At 70.4% G+C, this 18656-nt stretch carries 1 protein-coding gene; it reads right to left on the reverse strand.

The genetic code is table 11. The annotated features are described in order from the left end of the window. Positions 1–23: 23 nt before the first annotated feature. Positions 24–18584, reverse strand: coding sequence for a DUF7507 domain-containing protein (locus GGQ54_RS06915; RefSeq protein ID WP_179444719.1), 18561 nt, complete (start codon positions 18582–18584; stop codon positions 24–26). Positions 18585–18656: the final 72 nt, after the last annotated feature.

Here is an 18656-nt window from a genome sequence, read left to right on the forward strand (position 1 = left end):
ACGGCGGGGCCGCCCCCTGGCGCTCAGTCCTCGTCGCGGCGGCGCAGGCGCTGCACCAGCAGGATCAGCCCACCGGCCAGCGGCAGCAGCAGCCCGCCCAGCAGCGCACTCGTGCCGAGCATCGCGCCCGTGCGGGCCAGCTCGCCCGGCTTGGGCAGCGGCTCCGGGTACCACGGCGGCGTCGGCTCCTCCGCCGGCCCCGGATCGATCGCGACCCGGGCGCTGCCGTCGCCGGAGACCACCGGCGTACCGCCGGGCGCCACGCCGGTCGCGGTCGCCACGTTGACCACCTCGCCGGCCCTGATGTCGCCGTCGGTGATCACATAGTCGGCGCCGCACTCGCCGCTGCGCCCCGGTTCGAGGCTCAGGCCCGCCGGGCAGTCCACCCGGATCCCGATGTCGGTCAGTCGCGGGTCGCTCACCCGCACGTCGCTCACCCGCGTCGAGCCGGTGTTGGTCACCACGAAGCGGTAGTGGATCTTCTCCCCGACATCGCCCAACCCGTCGCCGTCGGTGTCGGTCAACTCCGCGATCTTGTCGATCGACAGCCCGGCCTTGCCGTCCACCGGCGTGCTCGTCGAGTCACCGGCATCGACCGCCTCGCCGGACGGGGTACGCCCGGACACCGTCGCCGCGTTCTCCACCGAGCCCGCATCGACATCGTCCTGGGTCAGCCGGTAGCTGCCCGTGCAGGTGGTCGAGGCGCCGGGCGCCAGCGACGTCGTGCCACACGCGACCGCGTCGATCAGCGGATCCTGGATCGCGACCTGGTCGAGGCTGACGGCGCCCGTGTTGGTCACCGTGAACTCGTAGTTCACCGAGTCACCCGCATCGGTACGCCCGGAGCCGTTGCTGTCGACGATCCCGGCCGCCCGCTTCTCCAGCGCCACGCCGCCGACCCCGCGCACCGGGGTGGTCACCGAGTCGGTCGCGGTGACCTCGCCGCCGCCGACCGGCTGGCCGGTCACGGTCGCGGTGTTGATCACCTCGCCGGCGTCCACGTCGGCCTGGGTCAGGGTGTAGCTGACCGGGCCACAGGCCCGCGTCTCGCCCGGCGCCAGCGCGCCCGACGGGCAGCCGATCGCGCCGATCCGCGGATCGTCGACCACCACGCTCGACAGGGTCGTCGAGCCGGTGTTGCTGATCTGGAACACGTACGCGATCTGGTCGCCCGCGTCGACGCGGCCGTTGCCGTTCGCGTCGGTGACCGCGCCGGCCTGCTTGTCCAGCGCGACCGCCGGGCCGCCCGGCAGCGGTGTCGACACGGTGTCGTCGCCGCCGACCTCGGCGCCGTTCGGCGTGCGCCCGGTCGCGGTCGCGGTGTTCTCCACCCCGCCCGCGTCGAGGTCGGCCTGGGTCAGCGTGTGGACGCCGGTGCACTCCAGCGAATCACCCGGGGCCAGCGGGCCGGCCGGCGGGCAGGCGAGCGCCGGCAGCAGCGGGTCGCTCACCGCGATCTCGTTCAGCGTCACGGACCCGTCGTTGGTCACAACGATCGTGTAGGCGATCTGATCACCGGCGTCGATCCGGTCGTTGCCGTTCACGTCGATGACCGGGTCGGCCCGCTTGTCGACCGCGAGCGATCCGGCGCCGCCGGGCTCGATCACGGCGAAGTCGTCGCCGACGATCGTCGCGCCGTCCGGGTCGGTGCCCGACGCGGACGCGGTGTTGACCACCTCGCCGGCGTCGATGTCGGCCTGGGTCAGCGTGTACGTCGCCGTGCAGTCATACGAGGCGCCCGGCGCCAGATCGCGCGGCGCGCAGTCCATCCCCGGCACCAGCGGGTCGGTCAGCGTCACGGCGGTCAGCCGCGCGGTGCCCGTGTTGGTCACCGTGAACGAGTACTGCACCGTGTCACCGGCATCGGTACGCCCGGAGCCGTTCGCGTCGACCGGATCGGCCGCCGTCTTCACCACGCTGATCGACCGGTCCGGGTCGATGATCACGGTCGCATGATCGCCGGACGAGATCGGGTCGACCCCCGGCGGAGTCCCGGTCACGTTCGCGTCGTTGCGCACCTGGCCCCGGTCGATGTCTGCCTGGGTCAGCGTGTGGCTGCCCACGCAGGTCATCGTCCGGCCGGCGCCGAGGTCGGTGCCCGGGCAGCTCAGGTCCGTCAGCATCGGATCGCTCACCCGCACGTCGGTCAGCGAGACGTTGCCGACGTTGGTCACCTCGAGCAGATAGTCGATCCGGTCGCCGGCGTCCACGCGGCCGTTCTCGTTGGCATCGATCGGCGTGCTCGCGACCTTGTCCAGGCGCACGCCCGGCCGCCGCTCGACCGGGGAGGTCGCGGTATCGGTGCCGTCGACCTGCTCGCCCGAGGGCCGCGTACCGATCGCGGTGGCGGTGTTCACCACCGAGCCCGCGTCCACATCGGCCTGGGTCAGCGTGTACGTCGCCGAGCAGTCGAACGACGCCCCCGGCGCGAGCGTGCGGGCCGGGCAGTCGGCGATCGCGACCAGCGGGTCGCTCAGCGTCACGCCGGTCAGCGTGACATTGCCCGCGTTGGTCACCGTGAACCGGTAGGTGATCTGGTCACCGGCATCCGGTACGCCCGACGCGTTCGTGTCTGCGATCGGCTCGGCGACCTTGCGCACCGTCAGGCCGCCACCCGGCGCCAGCGGCGTCACCACGGTGTCGGTCCCGCCGACCTCGTCCCCGCCCGGCGTGGTGCCGGTCGCGGTGGCCGTGTTCTGCAGGTCGCCGGCGTCGACATCGTCCTGGGTCAGCGTGTAGGTGCCGGCGCAGCGCAGCTCGCCGCCCGCGGGCAGGCTCGCCGCGACGCACTCGAGGTTCGGCAGCCGCGGATCGCTCACCCGCACGTCGGTCAGCGTGACGGCGCCGGTGTTCTGGGCCACGAACGTGTACTCGATCGTGTCGCCCGCATCGGTCGCGCCGCTGCCGTTGGCGTCGACCACCGGGCCGCCCTGCTTGTCGACGGTCAGCGCGCCGGGCGCGGTGAAGTCCACATCCTCGAAGCCGGTGCCGCTCACCGGCGTACCGGCCGGGTCGGTGCCGGTCGCGGTCGCCGTGTTCACGACCTGGCCCGCGTCGGCATCGGCCGGCGTCAGCGTGTACGTCGCCGTGCAGTCGAACGACTCACCGGGGCGCAGGTCCCGCGCCGGGCAGTCCATCCCCGGCACCAGCGGATCGGTCAGCGTGACGCCGGTCAGCCGCACCGTGCCCGTATTGGTCACGGTGAACGAGTACGCGATGGTGTCGCCGGCATCGACCCGCCCGGAGCCGTTCGCATCCGCCGGCGCGTCGCCCGTCTTGACCACGCTCAGCGAGCGGGACGTGTCGACCGGTACGCGCGTGGAGTCCTCGTCGGTGGCGGTCGCGCCGCCCGGCGTGGTCCCGGTCACCGTGGCGGTGTTGTCGACGCGCTCGCGATCGACGTCGTCCTGGGTCAGCGAGTAGCTGCCCTCACAGGTCGTCGTCGCGCCCGGCGCCAGTTCGGTCCGCTCGCAGGTGATCGTCTCGATCAGCGGGTCGCTCACGGCCAGGTCGCTCAGGGTGACGTTGCCCGTGTTGGTCACGGTGAACCGGTAGTCGACGGCGTCGCCGGCATCGATCCGGCCGTTGCCGTTGGCGTCGTACGGCGACGAGCCGGCCTTCTCGATGCTCACGCCGCGCGCCTCCGGCACGTCGGTCTCGGTCGAGTCGTCACCGCTGACGGTCCCGCCGGTCGGGTCGGTACCGGTCGCCGTCGCGGTGTTCCGCACCACGCCGGCGTCCACATCGGCCTGGGTCAGCGTGTACGTCGCCGCGCAGTCGAACGACTGCTTCGGGGCCATGTCGACGACCGGGCAGTTCGGGATCGCGACCAGCGGGTCCGCGAGCTCTACGCCGGTCAGCGTCACGTTGCCGGTGTTGGTCACGGTGAACGTGTAGTCGATCGTGTCACCGGCATCGGCCACGCCGTTGCCGTTGACATCGTTGATCGCCGAGGCGCGCTTGTCGACCGTCAGGCCCTGCGCGGGGTCGAGCGGCACGCTGGTGGAATCCTCCGCGCCCACCGTCGGCCCGACCGGCGGCAGGCCGGCGACGCTCGCGGTGTTCTCCACCGAGCCGGCGTCCACATCGTCCTGGCTCAGCGTGTACGTCGCTGTGCAGGTCAGCGGCTCGCCGGGCGCAAGATCATCCGTGCGGCAGTCGAGCCCGACCTTCGGATCGGTGACCACGACCTCGCGCAGCGTCACCGTGCCGGTGTTCACCACATCGAAGGTGTAGGTGATCTGGTCGCCGGCCGTGGCGGTGCCGGAGCCGTCGATGTCGACCAGCGGGCCGGCCTGCTTGTCGAGCGTGATCGCCGGGTCCTGGCTCACCGGCGCGACATTGCGGTCGCTGCCGGACACCGGGGTGCCGTCGGGCGCGGTCCCGACCGCGTCGGCGACGTTGACCACCTGCGCGGCGTCGAGGTCGGCCTGGGTCAGCGTGTAGGTGCCGGAGCACTCGAACGACTGGCCGGGGCCGAGGTCGGCCGGCGGGCAGGCCAGGCCGGACAGCAGCGAGTCGGTCAGCGTCACGTCGGTCAGGTTGATCACGCCGGTGTTGGTCACCTTGAACGCGTAGTCGATCGTGTCGCCCGCGTCGACCCGGCCGTTGCCGTTGGCGTCGACAACCTCGCCGGCGGTCTTGTCCACGCTCAGCCCACGCTCGGGGTCGAACGGCACCGATGTGTCGTCGCTCCCCTCCGCCTCGCCGCCGCTCGGGTCCGTGCCGGTCGCGGTCGCGGTGTTCTCCACCGTGCCGGCGTCGATATCGGCCTGGGTCAGGGTGTAGCTGGCCGCGCAGGTCGTCTGCGCGCCCGGCGCGAGCTGGGTGATCGGGCAGGTCACGTCGGCGATCAGCGGATCGTTCACCGCGATGTCGGTGAGCGTGACGTTGCCGGTGTTGGTGACCAGGAACGTGTAGTCGATCCGGTCACCCTGGTCGAGCCGGCCGTTGCCGTTGTCATCGATCGGCGTACCGGCCTGCTTGTCGACCGCGATGGCGGGCTGGGCGGTCAGCGGGGTCCGCGTGCCGGCCTCGTCGGAGACGGCCGCGCCGGTCGGGTCGGTGCCGTTCGTGCGAGCGGTGTTGATCAACTCGCCGGCGTCGATGTCGGCCTGGGAGAGCTCGTAGGCACCCGTACAGGAGTAGCTGCCACCCGGTGCGAGGGTACGCGGGGTGCACGCGGGATCCAGCGTGATCAACGGGTCCGTGATCGCCACATCGGCGACCGTCTGCTGGCCGTTGTTGGTCACGGTGAGCGTGTAGTTGATCACCTCGCCGACATCGACCCGGCCGTTGGCGTTCGCGTCGACGGGCTCGCTCGCCGCCTTGACCAGGTCGAGCGAGGGCTCGGCCGGCACCGGGGTGGTGACGCCGGAGTCGTCGGTGACCGTCGCGCCGCCGGGTGCGGTGCCGGTGACCTGTGCGTCATTGCGCACCACCTCGGCGTCGACATCGCCCTGGCGCAGCGTGTAGGTCGCCGTGCAGGTCATCGACGCGCCCGGCTCCAGCGAGGTCTCCGGGCACACGACCTGGGCCAACGGGTCGTCCACGCGCAACTCGGTCAGAGTCACATTGCCGGTGTTGACGACCGCGAAGGTGTAGCTGATCTGGTCATCGGCATCGATCCTGCCCGAGCCGTTGGTGTCCTCGATCGGCCCCGCGCTCTTGGTCAGCGAGACCTCGGGCCGACGCTCGAGCGGCACCGTCTTCTCGGCCCCGTCATTGACGGTCTCGCCCCGCGGCGGCGTACCGGTCGCGACGGCGGTGTTCACGACCTGGCCGGCGTTCACGTCGGCCTGGGTCAGCACGTACCGGCCGGTGCAGGTGACGCTCTTGCCGGGCGCGATTGGATCGGCCGGGCAATCCACCTGCGCGATCAGCGGGTCGGCGATCGTGATGTCGGTCAGCGTGACCGCGCCGGTGTTGGTGACCAGGAACGTGAACGGGACGGTGTCGCCCTGGTCCAGGCGGCCGGAGCCGTTGGTGTCCTCGATCGGGTCGGCGTCCTTCTCGACGGCGATCCGGGCCTCCGGGTTCAGCGGCTCGCTGTCGGTGTCGTCGGCCTGCACCGCGCCACCGCGCGGCGGGGTGCCGCTCGCGGTCGCGGAGTTGTCGACCGTCCCGGCGTCCAGGTCTGCCTGGGTGATCGTGTAGATCGCCGTGCACGCCGTGGTCAGGCCCGGACCGAGCGGCTCGGTCGGGCAGGTCACCGCGCCCACCAGCGGGTCGGTGACCGTGAGGTCGGTCAGCGTGACGTTGCCGGTATTGGTGATCTCGAAGCGGTACGCGATCGTGTCACCCTCATCGAGCCGACCCGAGTCGTTCGCATCCACCGGGAGATCGGACAGCTTGTTCAGACCGATGCCGGGCGCGGGCGCGATGTCGGTGGTGGTGCGGCCCTCTTCGGTCACGTCCGGCCCGGTCGGCGGACGGCCGGTCACGGTCGCCAGGTTGGCCACCTGAGCGGCATCGACATCGGGCTGGGTCAGCGTGTAGCGGCCGGTGCAGGTGAACGCCTCGCCCGGTTCCAGGTCGCGCGCCGGGCAGTCCAGCGCGGGCAGCAGCGGGTCGCTGACCGTCACGCCGGTCAGGGTCACGTTGCCGGTATTGGTCACCCGGAACGTGTAGTCGATCGCGTCGCCGGCGTCGGGCCCGTTGCCATCGACGTCGATCACCTCGCCCGCCGACTTCTCGAAGCTGAGCGCCGGACCCTGGGCGAAATCGACCGAGGTCGCGTCGTCGTCGCTGACCGGATCGCCGGCCGGCGGCTGGCCGCTGGCGGTCGCCTGGTTCGGCACCGTGCCGGCGTTCGCGTCGGCCTGGGTCACCGTGTAGCTCGCCGTGCAGTTGGCCGACTCGCCCGGAGGCAGCGAGATGTCGGGGCAGGTCACGTCGCCGATCCTGGGATCGCTGACGGCCAGCCGGGTCAGCGTGACGTTGCCGGTGTTGGTCAGGGTGAACGTGTAGTCGATCCGGTCGCCCGCGTCCTGCCGACCGGACTCGTTGGCGTCGATGATCGAGCTGCCCTGCTTCTCCAGCTCGATGGCCGCCGCCGGGTCGAGCGGGGTCGTCGTCGAGTCGGCGCCGCTGACGGGCTCACCCTCCGGGGGCTGGCCCGTCGCGGTCGCGCTGTTGACCACCTCACCGGTGTTCAGGTCGTCCTGGTCGATCAGATAGGTCGCGGTGCAGTCGAAGCTGGCCCCCGGCGCGAGGTCGCGCGGATCACAGTTGGTCAGCACGCCGACCTTCGGGTCGGACAGCGTCACATTGCGCAGCGTCACCGTTCCGGTGTTGGTCACCGTGAACGAGTACGCGATCGTCTCGCCGGCATCGATCCGGCCGTTGCCGTTGGCGTCGTTCGGCGCGCCGGCGGTCTTCTCGACCGCGAGCCCCGGCGCACCGTCGATCTCGGTCCGCGAGCGGCCCGGCCGAGTCAGCGGATCCCCCTGCGGGGGCGTGGCGCTCGCGGTGGCGTCGTTGATCACCTCGCCGGCATCGATGTCGGCCTGGGTCAGGGTGTAGGTCGCCGTGCAGACCCGCTCGTCGCCCGGATCGAGCGCGCCGCTGGGGCAGGTCACGGTGCCGACCCGCGAGTCGTCGATCGCGAGGTCGGTCAGCGTCACGGCTCCGGTATTGGTGACCGTGAATGTGTAGGTGATCGTGTCGCCCGCGTCGACCCGGCGATCGTTGTTCGCATCGACGATGTCGCCGGCGGTCTTGGTGAACGTGAAGTCCGGCGATCCATTGACCGGGGTGGTCGCGGACGCCGAGTCATCGACCGGGTCGCCCGTCGGCGGCGTACCGGTCACCGACGCAGTGTTGTCCACCCGGCCGCGGTTCACGTCGGCGAGGGTCAGGGTGTAGGTCGCCGTGCAGTCGCGCGCGGCCCCCGGCGCAAGCGTGCCGATCGGGCAGTCCAGGTCCGGCAGCAGCGGGTCGCTCAACGTGACATCGGTCAGCGTGACCGATCCGGTGTTGACCACGCGGAAGGCGTAGTCGATCGTGTCGCCGGCATCGACACGCTGATTGCCGTTGGCATCGACCACACCGCCGGACGCCTTCGTCACCGAGATGGCGGGCTCGGGCGTGATCGGGGTGACCACGGTGTTCGACTGATCCTCGACCGGCGCCCCGCCCGGCGGCTGCGCGGTCACGTCGGCGGTGTTGCGGACCTCGCCGCGGTCGACATCTTCGACTCCGACCCGAAGGCTGCCCGTGCAGGTCATCGTCTCACCCGGGTCGAGCGTGGTCTTGGGGCAGATCACCGAGACCAGCGGATCGGTGACCCGCACGTCGCTCAGCCGCGTGACGCCGGTGTTGCGCACCGTGAACGTGTAGTCGATCCGGTCGCCGTCGTCGTCGCGGTCGTTGCCGTTGACGTCGACCACGCCCCCGCTCGCCTTGGTGATCGTGATCCCGGACGGCGCGTCGTAGTCGAGGACATTGCGGTCCTCGGCGGTGACCGGGTCGGTGCCGGCGAGGCCCGAGGCGGTCGCGACGTTCAGCACCGAGGCGGCGTCCAGGTCGTCCTGGGACAGCGTGTAGGTGGCCGTGCAGGTCGTCGACTGACGCGGCAGCAAGGTGTCCGTCGGGCACGTCACCGTCCCGACCTTGGGGTCGGAGACCTCGACGCCGGTCAGCGTCGACGCGCCGGTATTGGTGACCAGGAACGTGTAGTCGACGGTGTCGCCGGCATCGGTACGCCCGTTGCCGTTCGCGTCGACGATGTCGCCGGCGGACTTGTCCAGGCTGAGCGAGCGGGCCGGGTCGAAGGTGCTCAACGCGCTGTCGTCATCGCTGACGGGCTCGCCATCGGCGCCGCGCCCGGTGGCCGTCGCGTCGTTGGCCACCCGCCGGTTGTTGATGTCGGCCTGGGTCAGCTCGTAGGAACCGGAGCACGTGGTCGATTCGCCCGGGCCGAGCCTGGTGGTCGGACACGTCACGCCGGTGTCGCCGAGCAACGAGTCGTCCACGGCCAGGTCGGTCACGGACGTCGTGCCGGTGTTGGTGATCGTGAACGTGTAGTCGATCTTGTCGCCCGCGTCGAGCCGATTGCTGTTGTTGGCATCGACCGGAGTGCCGGCCTGCTTGTCCAGAACGATCGTGGCCTCGCGCGGCACCGTCGTGGTCTCGGTGTCGGTGGCCTTCACGGCGACACCGAGCGGCGGCGTACCCGAGGCGGTGGCGGTGTTCTCCACCTCACCGGAGTCCACATCCGCCTGGCTCAGCATGTAGCTCGCGGTGCAGGTGACCTCCTGACCCGGGTCGAGGGTCGTGTTCGGGCAGGTCACAGCGCCGACCTTCGGGTCGTTCACGCCGACCTCGGTCAGCGTGACCGAGCCGGTGTTGCGGACCACGAAGGTGTAGTCGATCCGCTCGCCGGACTCGATCCGCCCGTCGCCGTCGACATCGACCGGGTCACTGCTGCGCTTGTCCAGGGAGAGCTGGGGCTTGGCGTCGATCGGCGTGGTCACCGAGTCGGTGGCGCTGGCGGGCTGATCGTTCGGCCCGACCGCGGACGCCGTGGCCGTGTTGCGCACCTGACCCGCGTTCGCCTCGGCGAGTGTGAGCGTGTGGCTGCCCGTGCAGGTGACCGACTTGCCCGGATCGAGCGGCCCGGTCGGGCAGGTCACGTTCGGCACCAGCGGGTCGCTGATCGAGATCTGGTCCACCGTGCTCGGGCCCGTGTTGGTGACCTCGAAGGTGTAGTCGATCCGGTCTCCCGCGTCGGGACCGTTGTCGTCCAGGTCGACGACGCCGCCGCCGCTCTTGACCAGCCCGATCTCGGGCTTGTTCGCCAGCCGCGCCTGCGCGTCGTCGGATCGCTCCAGCGTCGTGCCGTCCGGCGCCTGGATGCTCAGGGTCGCGGTGTTGTCGACGACGCCGGCGTCCACGTCGGCCTGCTTGAGCGTGTACTGGCCCTGGCAGGTCGCGCTGGTGCCTGGCGCGACGTTGTTGAACGTGCAGTCGGGCACGGTGCCGCCGAGCAGCGGGTCGTCGATCGTCCCGGAGTTGAGCGTGACGTTGCCCGTGTTGCGGACGCTGAAGGTGTAGTTGACCACGTCGCCCGCCGCGATCCGGCCGTCACCATTGGCGTCGGTGAAGGAGGCCACCTGCTTGCTGAACGTCGCGTTCGGTGCCCCGGGCATCGGCTGGATGTGATCCCCGGTGGCGCTGATCGGCGTACCGTCCGGGGTCTGCCCGATGCCGGTCGCCACATTGCGCAGCGAGCCCGCGTCGATGTCCGTCTGGCTGATCCGGTACTCGCCGGTGCAGGTCATCGTCGCGCTCGGGATCAGGTTGGGCCGAGGACAGCTCGTGCCGGCCGGGAGCAGGGAGTCCTCCACCCGGATGAAGTCGATCGTCACATTGCCGGTGTTCGTGATCGCGAACGTGTAGCGCAGCAGGTCGCCCTCGCTGAGCCGTCCGTCGGAGTCGGCGTCGACGACCTCGCCGACGTCCTTTGTCAGCGTCATCCCGGGCTCCGCGGGCAGCGCGACCCTGGCGGTGGCGTCATCGCTGACCGGATTGCCCGTCGGGGGTGTGCCCGACACGGACGCGTTGTTGGTCACCGAGCCGGCGTCGAGATCGCGCTGGGTGATCGTGTAGCGGGCCGTGCAGGTCATCTCCTCGTCCGGCGCGAGCGATGTCGTGGGGCAGGCCACCAGCGCGCCGAGGCGCGGGTCAGCGATCACGACGTCGGTCAGCGTGACGTTGCCGGTGTTGTGGACGACGAAGTCGTAGACGGCCTGGTCGCCGCGGTCGACCCGACCCGGCTGCGAGTACGGCCCGAAGTTGACATCCACGACCTCGCGGACCGACTTGTCCAGCGAGATCGCCGGCCCGGGGGTGATCGGCACGTCGGTGGAGTCGGTGGAGCTGATGGTCTCCCCGCTCGGGTCCACCGCGACGGCGGTCGCCACGTTGGCGACGCTGCCGGCGTCGATGTCGTCCTGGGTGATCACGTAGCTGGCGGTGCAGGTGACGGTACGCAGCGGCGCCACGTCGGTCACCGGACAGTCCACCGCGGCCTGCTCGTCGAGCACCTCGAGCAGCCGCAGGGTGCGGTTGCCCTCGTTGGTGACCACGAAGGTGTAGTCGATCCGATCGCCCGCATCGATCCGGCCGTTGTTGCCGGCGTCCACCAGCACGGCCTGCTTGTCCAGGGTCATCTTCTTGATCTCGGGCAGCGTCGAGGTGGTCCGGTCCACGCTCTCCACGCGCTCACCGCGCGGCGACGTGCCGCTCGCGGTCGCGACGTTGATCACCTCGCCGGCGTCCAGGTCGGGCTGGGTCAGCGTGTAGTCGAGGACGCAGGTGGCGCTCTGCCCCGGATCGAGATTCGCCGGCGGGCAACTGATCGGGCCGATCCGCGGATCGCTCACCGCGATCCCGGAGATCCGGGTGTTGCCGTTGTTGGTGATCACGAAGGTGTAGCGGATCGTGTCGCCCGCGTCGATCCGGTCGTTGTTGTTGGCATCGATCGGGGCGCTGGCCTGCTTGTCGAGCTGGATCGCCGGCCCCTGGGTGATCGGCACGCTGGTCTCGTCGGCCGCCCGAACCGACTGGTCCCCGGGCGCGTTGGCGCTCACCTGGGCACGGTTGTCCACCGAGCCCGAGTCGATGTCGTCCTGGCTGAGCGTGTAGGTGGCCGTGCACTCGATGCTGCCGCCCGGCGCGAGCGCACCTGTCGGGCAGTTCACCGCGCCGATCTTCGGGTCGCTGATGGTGACCGTGTCCAGCGTGACGTTGCCGCTGTTGGTCACCACGAACCGGTAGTCGATCGTGTCCCCGCGATCGGTGCGACCCGAGTTGTTCGCATCGACGATCGGGCCGGCCTGCTTGTCCAGCGCGATCCCGGGATCGCGCGTCAGCGTCACCGTCGCGTCATCGGCGGCGCTGGCAGTCGTCCCGGTCGGGGAGACCCCGGTCACGCTGGCGTTGTTGATCACTTCGCCGGCGTTGAGGTCCTCGATGGTCAGCGCGTGCGAGCCGGTGCAGGTGATCGACTCACCCGGCGCGATCGTCCGCGTCGGGCAGCTCAGCGTGCCCTGGACCAGCGGGTCGGTCAGGGTGACGTTGTTCAGCGTCGTCGCGCCCGTATTGGTGATCACGAACGTGTAGTCGACCGTGTCACCGGCGTCGTCTCGGCCGGACTCGTTGGTGTCCACGACCCCGCCCGCACGCTTGTCCAACGTCATCGTGGTGGTGACGTCGAGCTCGCGCTCGGCCGTCGCGCTGTCGGAGGCGGTGCCGGAGCCGTTCGCGCCCTGGCCGGTCGCGGTGGCCTCGTTGAGCACCGTGCCGGCGTCGATGTCGGCCTGGGTCAGCGTGTAGGTCGCGGTACAGGTGCGCGTCTTGCCCGGATCGAGCGCGCCGGGCGGGCAGGTCACGTCGGTGATCTTCGGGTCGTTGATCGCCAACGCCTCAAGCGTCACATTGCCGGTGTTGGTGATCACGAACGTGTAGGCAATCGTGTCGCCGGCGTCGGTCCGTTGCGTGTTGTTCGCATCGGCCGGCGCGGCCGCGGACTTGGTCAGGTCCAGCGCGGGCGTCCGCGCGAGCGGGGTGCTCGTGTCGTCGGTCGCCGTCTCGGTGCCACCGAAGGACGAGGTCGCCGTGGCGGTGGCGGTGTTGTCGCGCACCCCGGCGTCGATGTCGGCCTGGGTGAGCGTGTAGGTGAAGGAGCCACAGCGCATGGAGTCGCGCGGGCGCAGCGTACCGATGTCGCCCTGCGGGCAGGTCAGATCACCGCCGAGCAACGGGTCGCTCAGCACGACGTCGTCGAGCGTGGCGTTGCCGGGGTTGCTGACGAACAGGTCGTAGTCGATGGTGTCGCCGGCGTTCAGCACGCCGTCGCCGTTGGCATCGACCACATCGCCCGCGACCTTGTCGAGCTGGATCTGCGCCGCGTCCGCGACCGGCACCTCGGTGCTGTCGGTGCTGTCGACCGTGGCGCCGGTCGGCGACTCCGCCTCGACGGTCGCGGTGTTCTCGACGGTTCCGGCGTCAATGTCGGCCTGGGTCAGCGTGTAGGTGGCGGTGCACGAGGCCGACTCGCCGGGCGCCAGGGGCCGGATGGTGCAGTCGAGCTCCGGCAGCCGCGGGTCGGCGACGACGATGTTGCTCAGGGTCTGGTTACCCGAGTTGGTGACCACGAAGGTGTAGCTGATCGTGTCACCCTCGTCGTCGACCTCGGAGCCGTTGGCGTCGGCGATGGCGCTCGCCTGCTTGTCGAGCGAGATCGCCGGCGCGACGTCCAGCTCGCGTTCGGCGCTCGCGGTATCGCTCGGCTGCTCGCCGTCCGGGGCACGGCCCGTTGCGGTCGCGGTGTTCTCGACGATCCCGGCGTCGATGTCGGCCTGGGTCAGCGTGTAGGTCGCGGTGCACGTGACGGGTACGCCCGGCTCCAGCGTCGCCGCCTGCGGGCAGGCCACCGCCCCACCGAGCAGCGTGTCGGTCAGCGTGACGTTGCTCAGCGTGACGCTGCCGGTGTTGGTGACCACGAAGGTGTAGGTGATGGTGTCGCCGGGGCTCAGTTCGCCCGAGCCGTCGTCGACCACCGGTCCGGCCGTCTTCGTCAGGTCGATCGACTCGACCGGGGTGATCTCAGTGCTGGTCGTGTCGGTCGCCTCGACCGGTTCGCCGTCCGGGTCGGTGCCGGCGGCCGTGGCGGTGTTGTCCACGAGGCCGCTGTTCACGTCGGCCTGGGTGATCGTGTAGGTGACCGAGCCGCAGTCATGGGAATCGCCCGCCGCGAGGCTGGCCACGGAGCAGTTCAGGGCCGGCACACGCGGGTCGGTCACCGTGACGTTGTCGATCGTGCGGGCGCCGACATTGGAGACGACGAAGCTGTAGCTGATCGTGTCGCCCGCATCGATCCGGCCGTTGCCGTTGGCGTCCACCGGGTCGGCCGCCGTCTTGTCCAGGCTGAGCTGGGACTCGGCATCCAGCGGTGTGGTGGTCGAATCGGTCCGCTCCAGCGGGTCGGAGCCGGGCGCGGTCGCCGTCGCGGTCGCGGTGTTGACCTTCTCACCGCTCGGGTCGTCCAGGTCGGCCGCGGTCAGGGTGTAGGTGGCCTGACAGGTCGCCCGCGCCCCCGGCGCGAGCGTGGTCGGGCAGCCCGTCGGGTCGACGAGCGAGTCGTCCAGCGCAATGTCGCTGAGGGTGACCGTGCCGGTGTTCTCGAACACGAAGGTGTAGGTGATCGTGTCACCGGCATCCACCACGCCGGAGTCGTTCGTGTCCTGCACCGAGCTGGCCTGCTTGTCGAAGCTCAGGTCGGCGCGCCGGGGGATGTCCAGCCGGTTGGCGTCGGTGGCGCTGACGGTCTCGCCGCCGGGCCGCGTGCCCCGCACGGTGGCGCTGTTGTTCACCACGCCCGCGTCGACATCGGTCTGGGTCAGGGTGTAGGTCGCCGTGCAGGTGACCGACTGGCCCGGCGCCAGCGGGTCGGTCGGGCAGCTCGCCCCACCGGTACGCGCGTCATCGATCGTCACGCCGCGCAGGGTCTCGTTGCCGGTATTGGTGACCAGGAAGCTGTAGGTGACGGTGTCGCCCGCGTCGGGCCCGTTGCCGTCGGCGTCGACGATGGGTCCCGCGGTCTTGTCCAGCGCGATGGAGGCGGTCGTCTCGAGCCTGGTCGTAGCCGTGGCGTTCGCGGTGACGTTCGGGCCGCTCGGCGGGGTGCCCTGGACGGTCGCGGCGTTGACCACCGACCGGTTGTCGATGTCGGTCTGGGTCAGGGTGTAGTTGCCGGTACAGGTGGTCTGGGCGCCGGGCTGCAGCGGCGCGGTCGGACAGGTCACGCCGGGAATCAGGTTGTCGGCGACCTGGATCGCGGTCAGGGTCTGGTTGCCCGTGTTGGTGACCGTGAACGTGTAGGGCAGCGTGTCGCCCTCGTCGGTCCCGTTGTTGTCGTTGTCGACCAGCGTGCCGGCGCGCTTGGTCAGCGCGATGCCCGCGCGTACCGGCAGGTCGAGCGTGTCCGTTCCGGTCGCGGTGACGGCCGCACCGCCGGAGGCCGGCGTACCGCTGACGGTCGCCTGGTTGACGACGCGTGCGGCATTGAAATCGGCCTGGGTCAGCACATACGTGCCGGTGCAGGTGACCTGCTGACCGGGCGCCAGGGTGGCCGGGCAGTTGGTCTGTGCCACCCGGTTGTCGGTCAACGTGACGCTGTTCAGCGTCACGTTGCCGGTGTTGGTCAGCGTGAACCGGTAGGTGACCGTGTCGCCGGCATTGACGCTGTTGGAGTTGTTGGTATCGGCGATCGTCGGGGCGTGGGTCTTGACCAGCGTGATCCCGGCGACCACCGGCAGCGGTACGCGCGCCGTCGCGGGAGCGGTGACCGGATCACCCGTCGGCGGCTGGCCGGTGGCGGTCGCCTGGTTGTCCACCCGGCCCAGGTCGATGTCGGCCTGGGTCAGCCGGTAGGTGGCGGTGCAGGTGGTCGACGCGTTCGGCGCGAGCGTCGTGGTCGGGCAGTTGACCGGGGCCGCCTTCGGATCGTTCACGCCGACCGCGGTCAGGGTGACGTTGCCGGTGTTGGTGACCACGAAGGTGTAGCTGATCGTCTCGTTGACGTCGGCGCGCTGGTTGTTGTTCGCGTCGTTGAACGTGCCCGACTTCGTCATCGCCAGCCTCGCCTGCGGCGGCAGCGGGGTGGTCTGCGTGTCGTTCGAGCTGACCGGGACGTTGCCGGGCGCGGTGCCGCGGACGGTGGCCGTATTGGTCACGGCGCCGGCGTCGATGTCGGTCTGGGTGATGGTGTAGCTACCGGTGCAGGTGCCGGTCGCGCCCGGCGCCAGGGTGGCCGGACAGGTGAGCGGCCCTGGGACCCGGGTGTCGGTCACGGTCACACCGCTCAGGGTGACCGCTCCGGTGTTGGTCACCAGGAAGCGGTAGTTGATCACATCGCCCGGGCGCACGATGTTGGGATCGGCCTGGGTGATCCCGACGAGCTGCTTGTCGATCGTCACCGAGGGCGAACTCGCCACGGTCTTCGTCGCGCTCGCCGTGCGCGAGAGCTGCTGGCCGTTGGTGGCGGTGCCGCGCGCGGTGGCGGTGTTGTCGACCTTGCCGGCATCGACCTCGGCCTGGGTGATCGTGTGCGAGCCCGTACAGGTCGCCGTGCCGCCGGGGGCGAGGCTGGTCGCCGTGCAGGTGACCGGCCCGTTCAACTGCGAGTCGCTGATCGTCAGGTTGTTGATCGTCGCCGAGCCCGTGTTCACGATGGTGAACACGTAGTCGATCCGGTCACCCGCGTCCTGGCGGCGGTTGTTGTTGGCGTCCACCACGTCGCCCGCCTGCTTGGCGAAGGTCATCGCGGCGGTCGACGTCAGCGTCCGCTGGTCGCCGTCGCTGCCCGTGACCGTTTCGCCGGTGGGCGTACGCGAGGTCACGCTGGCGGTGTTCTGCACGCCGCCCGCGTCCATGTCGGCCTGGGTGATCCGATAGGTGGCGGTGCAGGTGATCTTGGCGCCCGGGTCGATCGAGGTCGCCGGACAGGTGACCGGGACCTTGGGGTCGTTGACCGCAACCTGGCTGAGCGTCACATTGCCGGTGTTGGTGATCACCACCGTGTACGCGATCGTGTCGCCGGCGTCCTGGCGGCCGTTGCCGTTGGCGTCGTTCACCGCAGCCGAGGACTTGTCCACCGAGAGCCCCGGGCGGGCAGGCAGGTCGACCCGCGCGGTGGCCGGACCGGCGGTCACCGTCTGGCCGGTCGGCGCGGTGCCACTCACCGTGGCCGAGTTGTCCACCCCGCCGGCATTCGCGTTGGCCACGGTCACCGTGTAGGTGGCCGTACAGGTCGTCGACTGGCCCTGCCCGAGACTGGTCCTGTCGCAGCGGATCTGACCCATCCCGGGCAGCGGATCGTTGATCGCGATGTTGTTGATCGTCACGCTGCCGGTGTTACGCACCGTGAACGTGTAGGTGACGATGTCATTCGGCCCCGGCACGCCGTCGCCGTTGTCCTTCGTGATGGCGGCGGTCTTGGTCAGCGAGAGGCTGCGCGTCGTGTCGAGCGGCTGGGAGGTGGGCGACACGGTCGAGGTGATCGGGGTGTGGCCCGACGGCGTACCCGTCGCGGTGGCAGAGTTGTCGGCCCGGCCGGCGTCCACATCGGCCTGCGTGATCGTGTAGGTGCCCGTGCAGGTCATACTCGCCCCGCCCGCCAGGGTCGTCTGCGGACAGTTGACGGTGGCGATCTTCGGGTCGTTCACCCCGACCGAGGTCATCACGGCGGTGCCCGTGTTGCGCACCACGAACCGGTAGTTGATCGTGTCGCCGACATTGAGCCTGTTGTCGCTGCCGGGACTGGTGCTGGCGATCGACTTGGTCAACGAGATCCCGGCCGTCTGGGTCGAGGTCGACGTCGTCTGCGAGGTGGACGTCAGGACGGTCGAGCTGGGCGACCAGGTGTAGGTCGTCTGCGCCGTGTTGCCGACGTTGGTGCCGCTGGTCGTGCCGGAGTTGACCCTGACCCGGAAGGTCAGGGTGGCCGATTCGCCGGGTTCCAGATCTCCCCCCGCGCTGCTGGTCGCCCCGGCGCCCACGTTGGCGGTGACCGTGCCGCTCGCGAACTGGGCGGGGTCGTCGCCGCTCGCGTCGGTCCTGGCCGTGCCGTCGATCCGGATCGACCCGGGCACGTAGGTGGTGTTCGCGGGGATCTGGTCGGTGATCTGGGTCAGCGAGGCCGGCGACCCACCGTTGTTGGTCGCCTTGACCGTGTACTCGAGCACGTCGCCCGGCAGCGTCACCGCCGTCGTGCTGGTCACATTGCGGACCTGCTTGTCGGTCACCACGCACGGCGAGTTGCCGAACTCGATGTCGTCCAGGAAGTTGCCGAGCGTCACGCCACCACTGCCGCTGATCGCCTCGAAACCGAACGCCGTCTGGGTCTGGCCCGCCGGGACGACATAGGTGCCCGTGTAGCGCACCCACCCGGCATCGGACGTCGTGATACTGGTCGATGTCGAGCCGTTCGGGTAGGTCGCCGGCTGCGCCGGGTTACTGCGGACCGTACCGTCGGTGGTGTTGGCGCCGATCTTCACCTGCATGGTGTTCGTCTGATCGCCCGCAATGCTGTTCGTGCTGCGGGCCCGGTGGTAGAGCGACCAGCGCATGATCTGGCCGGGCACCGTCGGCAGCACCTGGTAGAGCATCGACGCCTGGTTGGCGTTCAGCTCGGCCCACTGCGAGCCGGCCTGCGCCGAGATGGGCAGGTTGCCGTTGGCGGTCTGCACATTGCCGCCGTTGCGCCAGTACTCGACCTTGCCGTCGGTGGCGGTGGTCAACCACTGCAGGCCGGCGGCACCCTCGCTGATGTTGGCGCCCGCTCCGGCGGCGACCACCGGGCTCTCGAAGCTGCCGTTCTGCAGCACGATCGGGTCCGGGCACGAGGTCGGGTCCTGGTCCGCCCGCGCCACCGGCGGCGGCGGGACGAGCGGGTTGTCGCGCGGCGCGAGCGCCTGGCCGAGGTTGATGCCGATGCCCAGGGTGCCGACCAGCGCGAGGACGAGACACATCCGCACAGCGGTGCCCAGCACCCCCGCGCGTCGCGCCCAACGCCGCATCGCCCGCATCTACCCGATTCCCCTCATCCCCTGCCGTCCCCCACAAGTCCGCCGGCCGCGCCGCGCGACCGG

Origin of the sequence: Naumannella cuiyingiana (genome assembly GCF_013408305.1) — a bacterium.
GTDB lineage: Bacteria > Actinomycetota > Actinomycetes > Propionibacteriales > Propionibacteriaceae > Naumannella > Naumannella cuiyingiana.

Bases quoted from the DNA above. Each gene is read 5' to 3' on its own strand.
- GGQ54_RS06915 (WP_179444719.1), bottom strand. From the start codon at position 18,584: ATGCGGCGTTGGGCGCGACGCGCGGGGGTGCTGGGCACCGCTGTGCGG.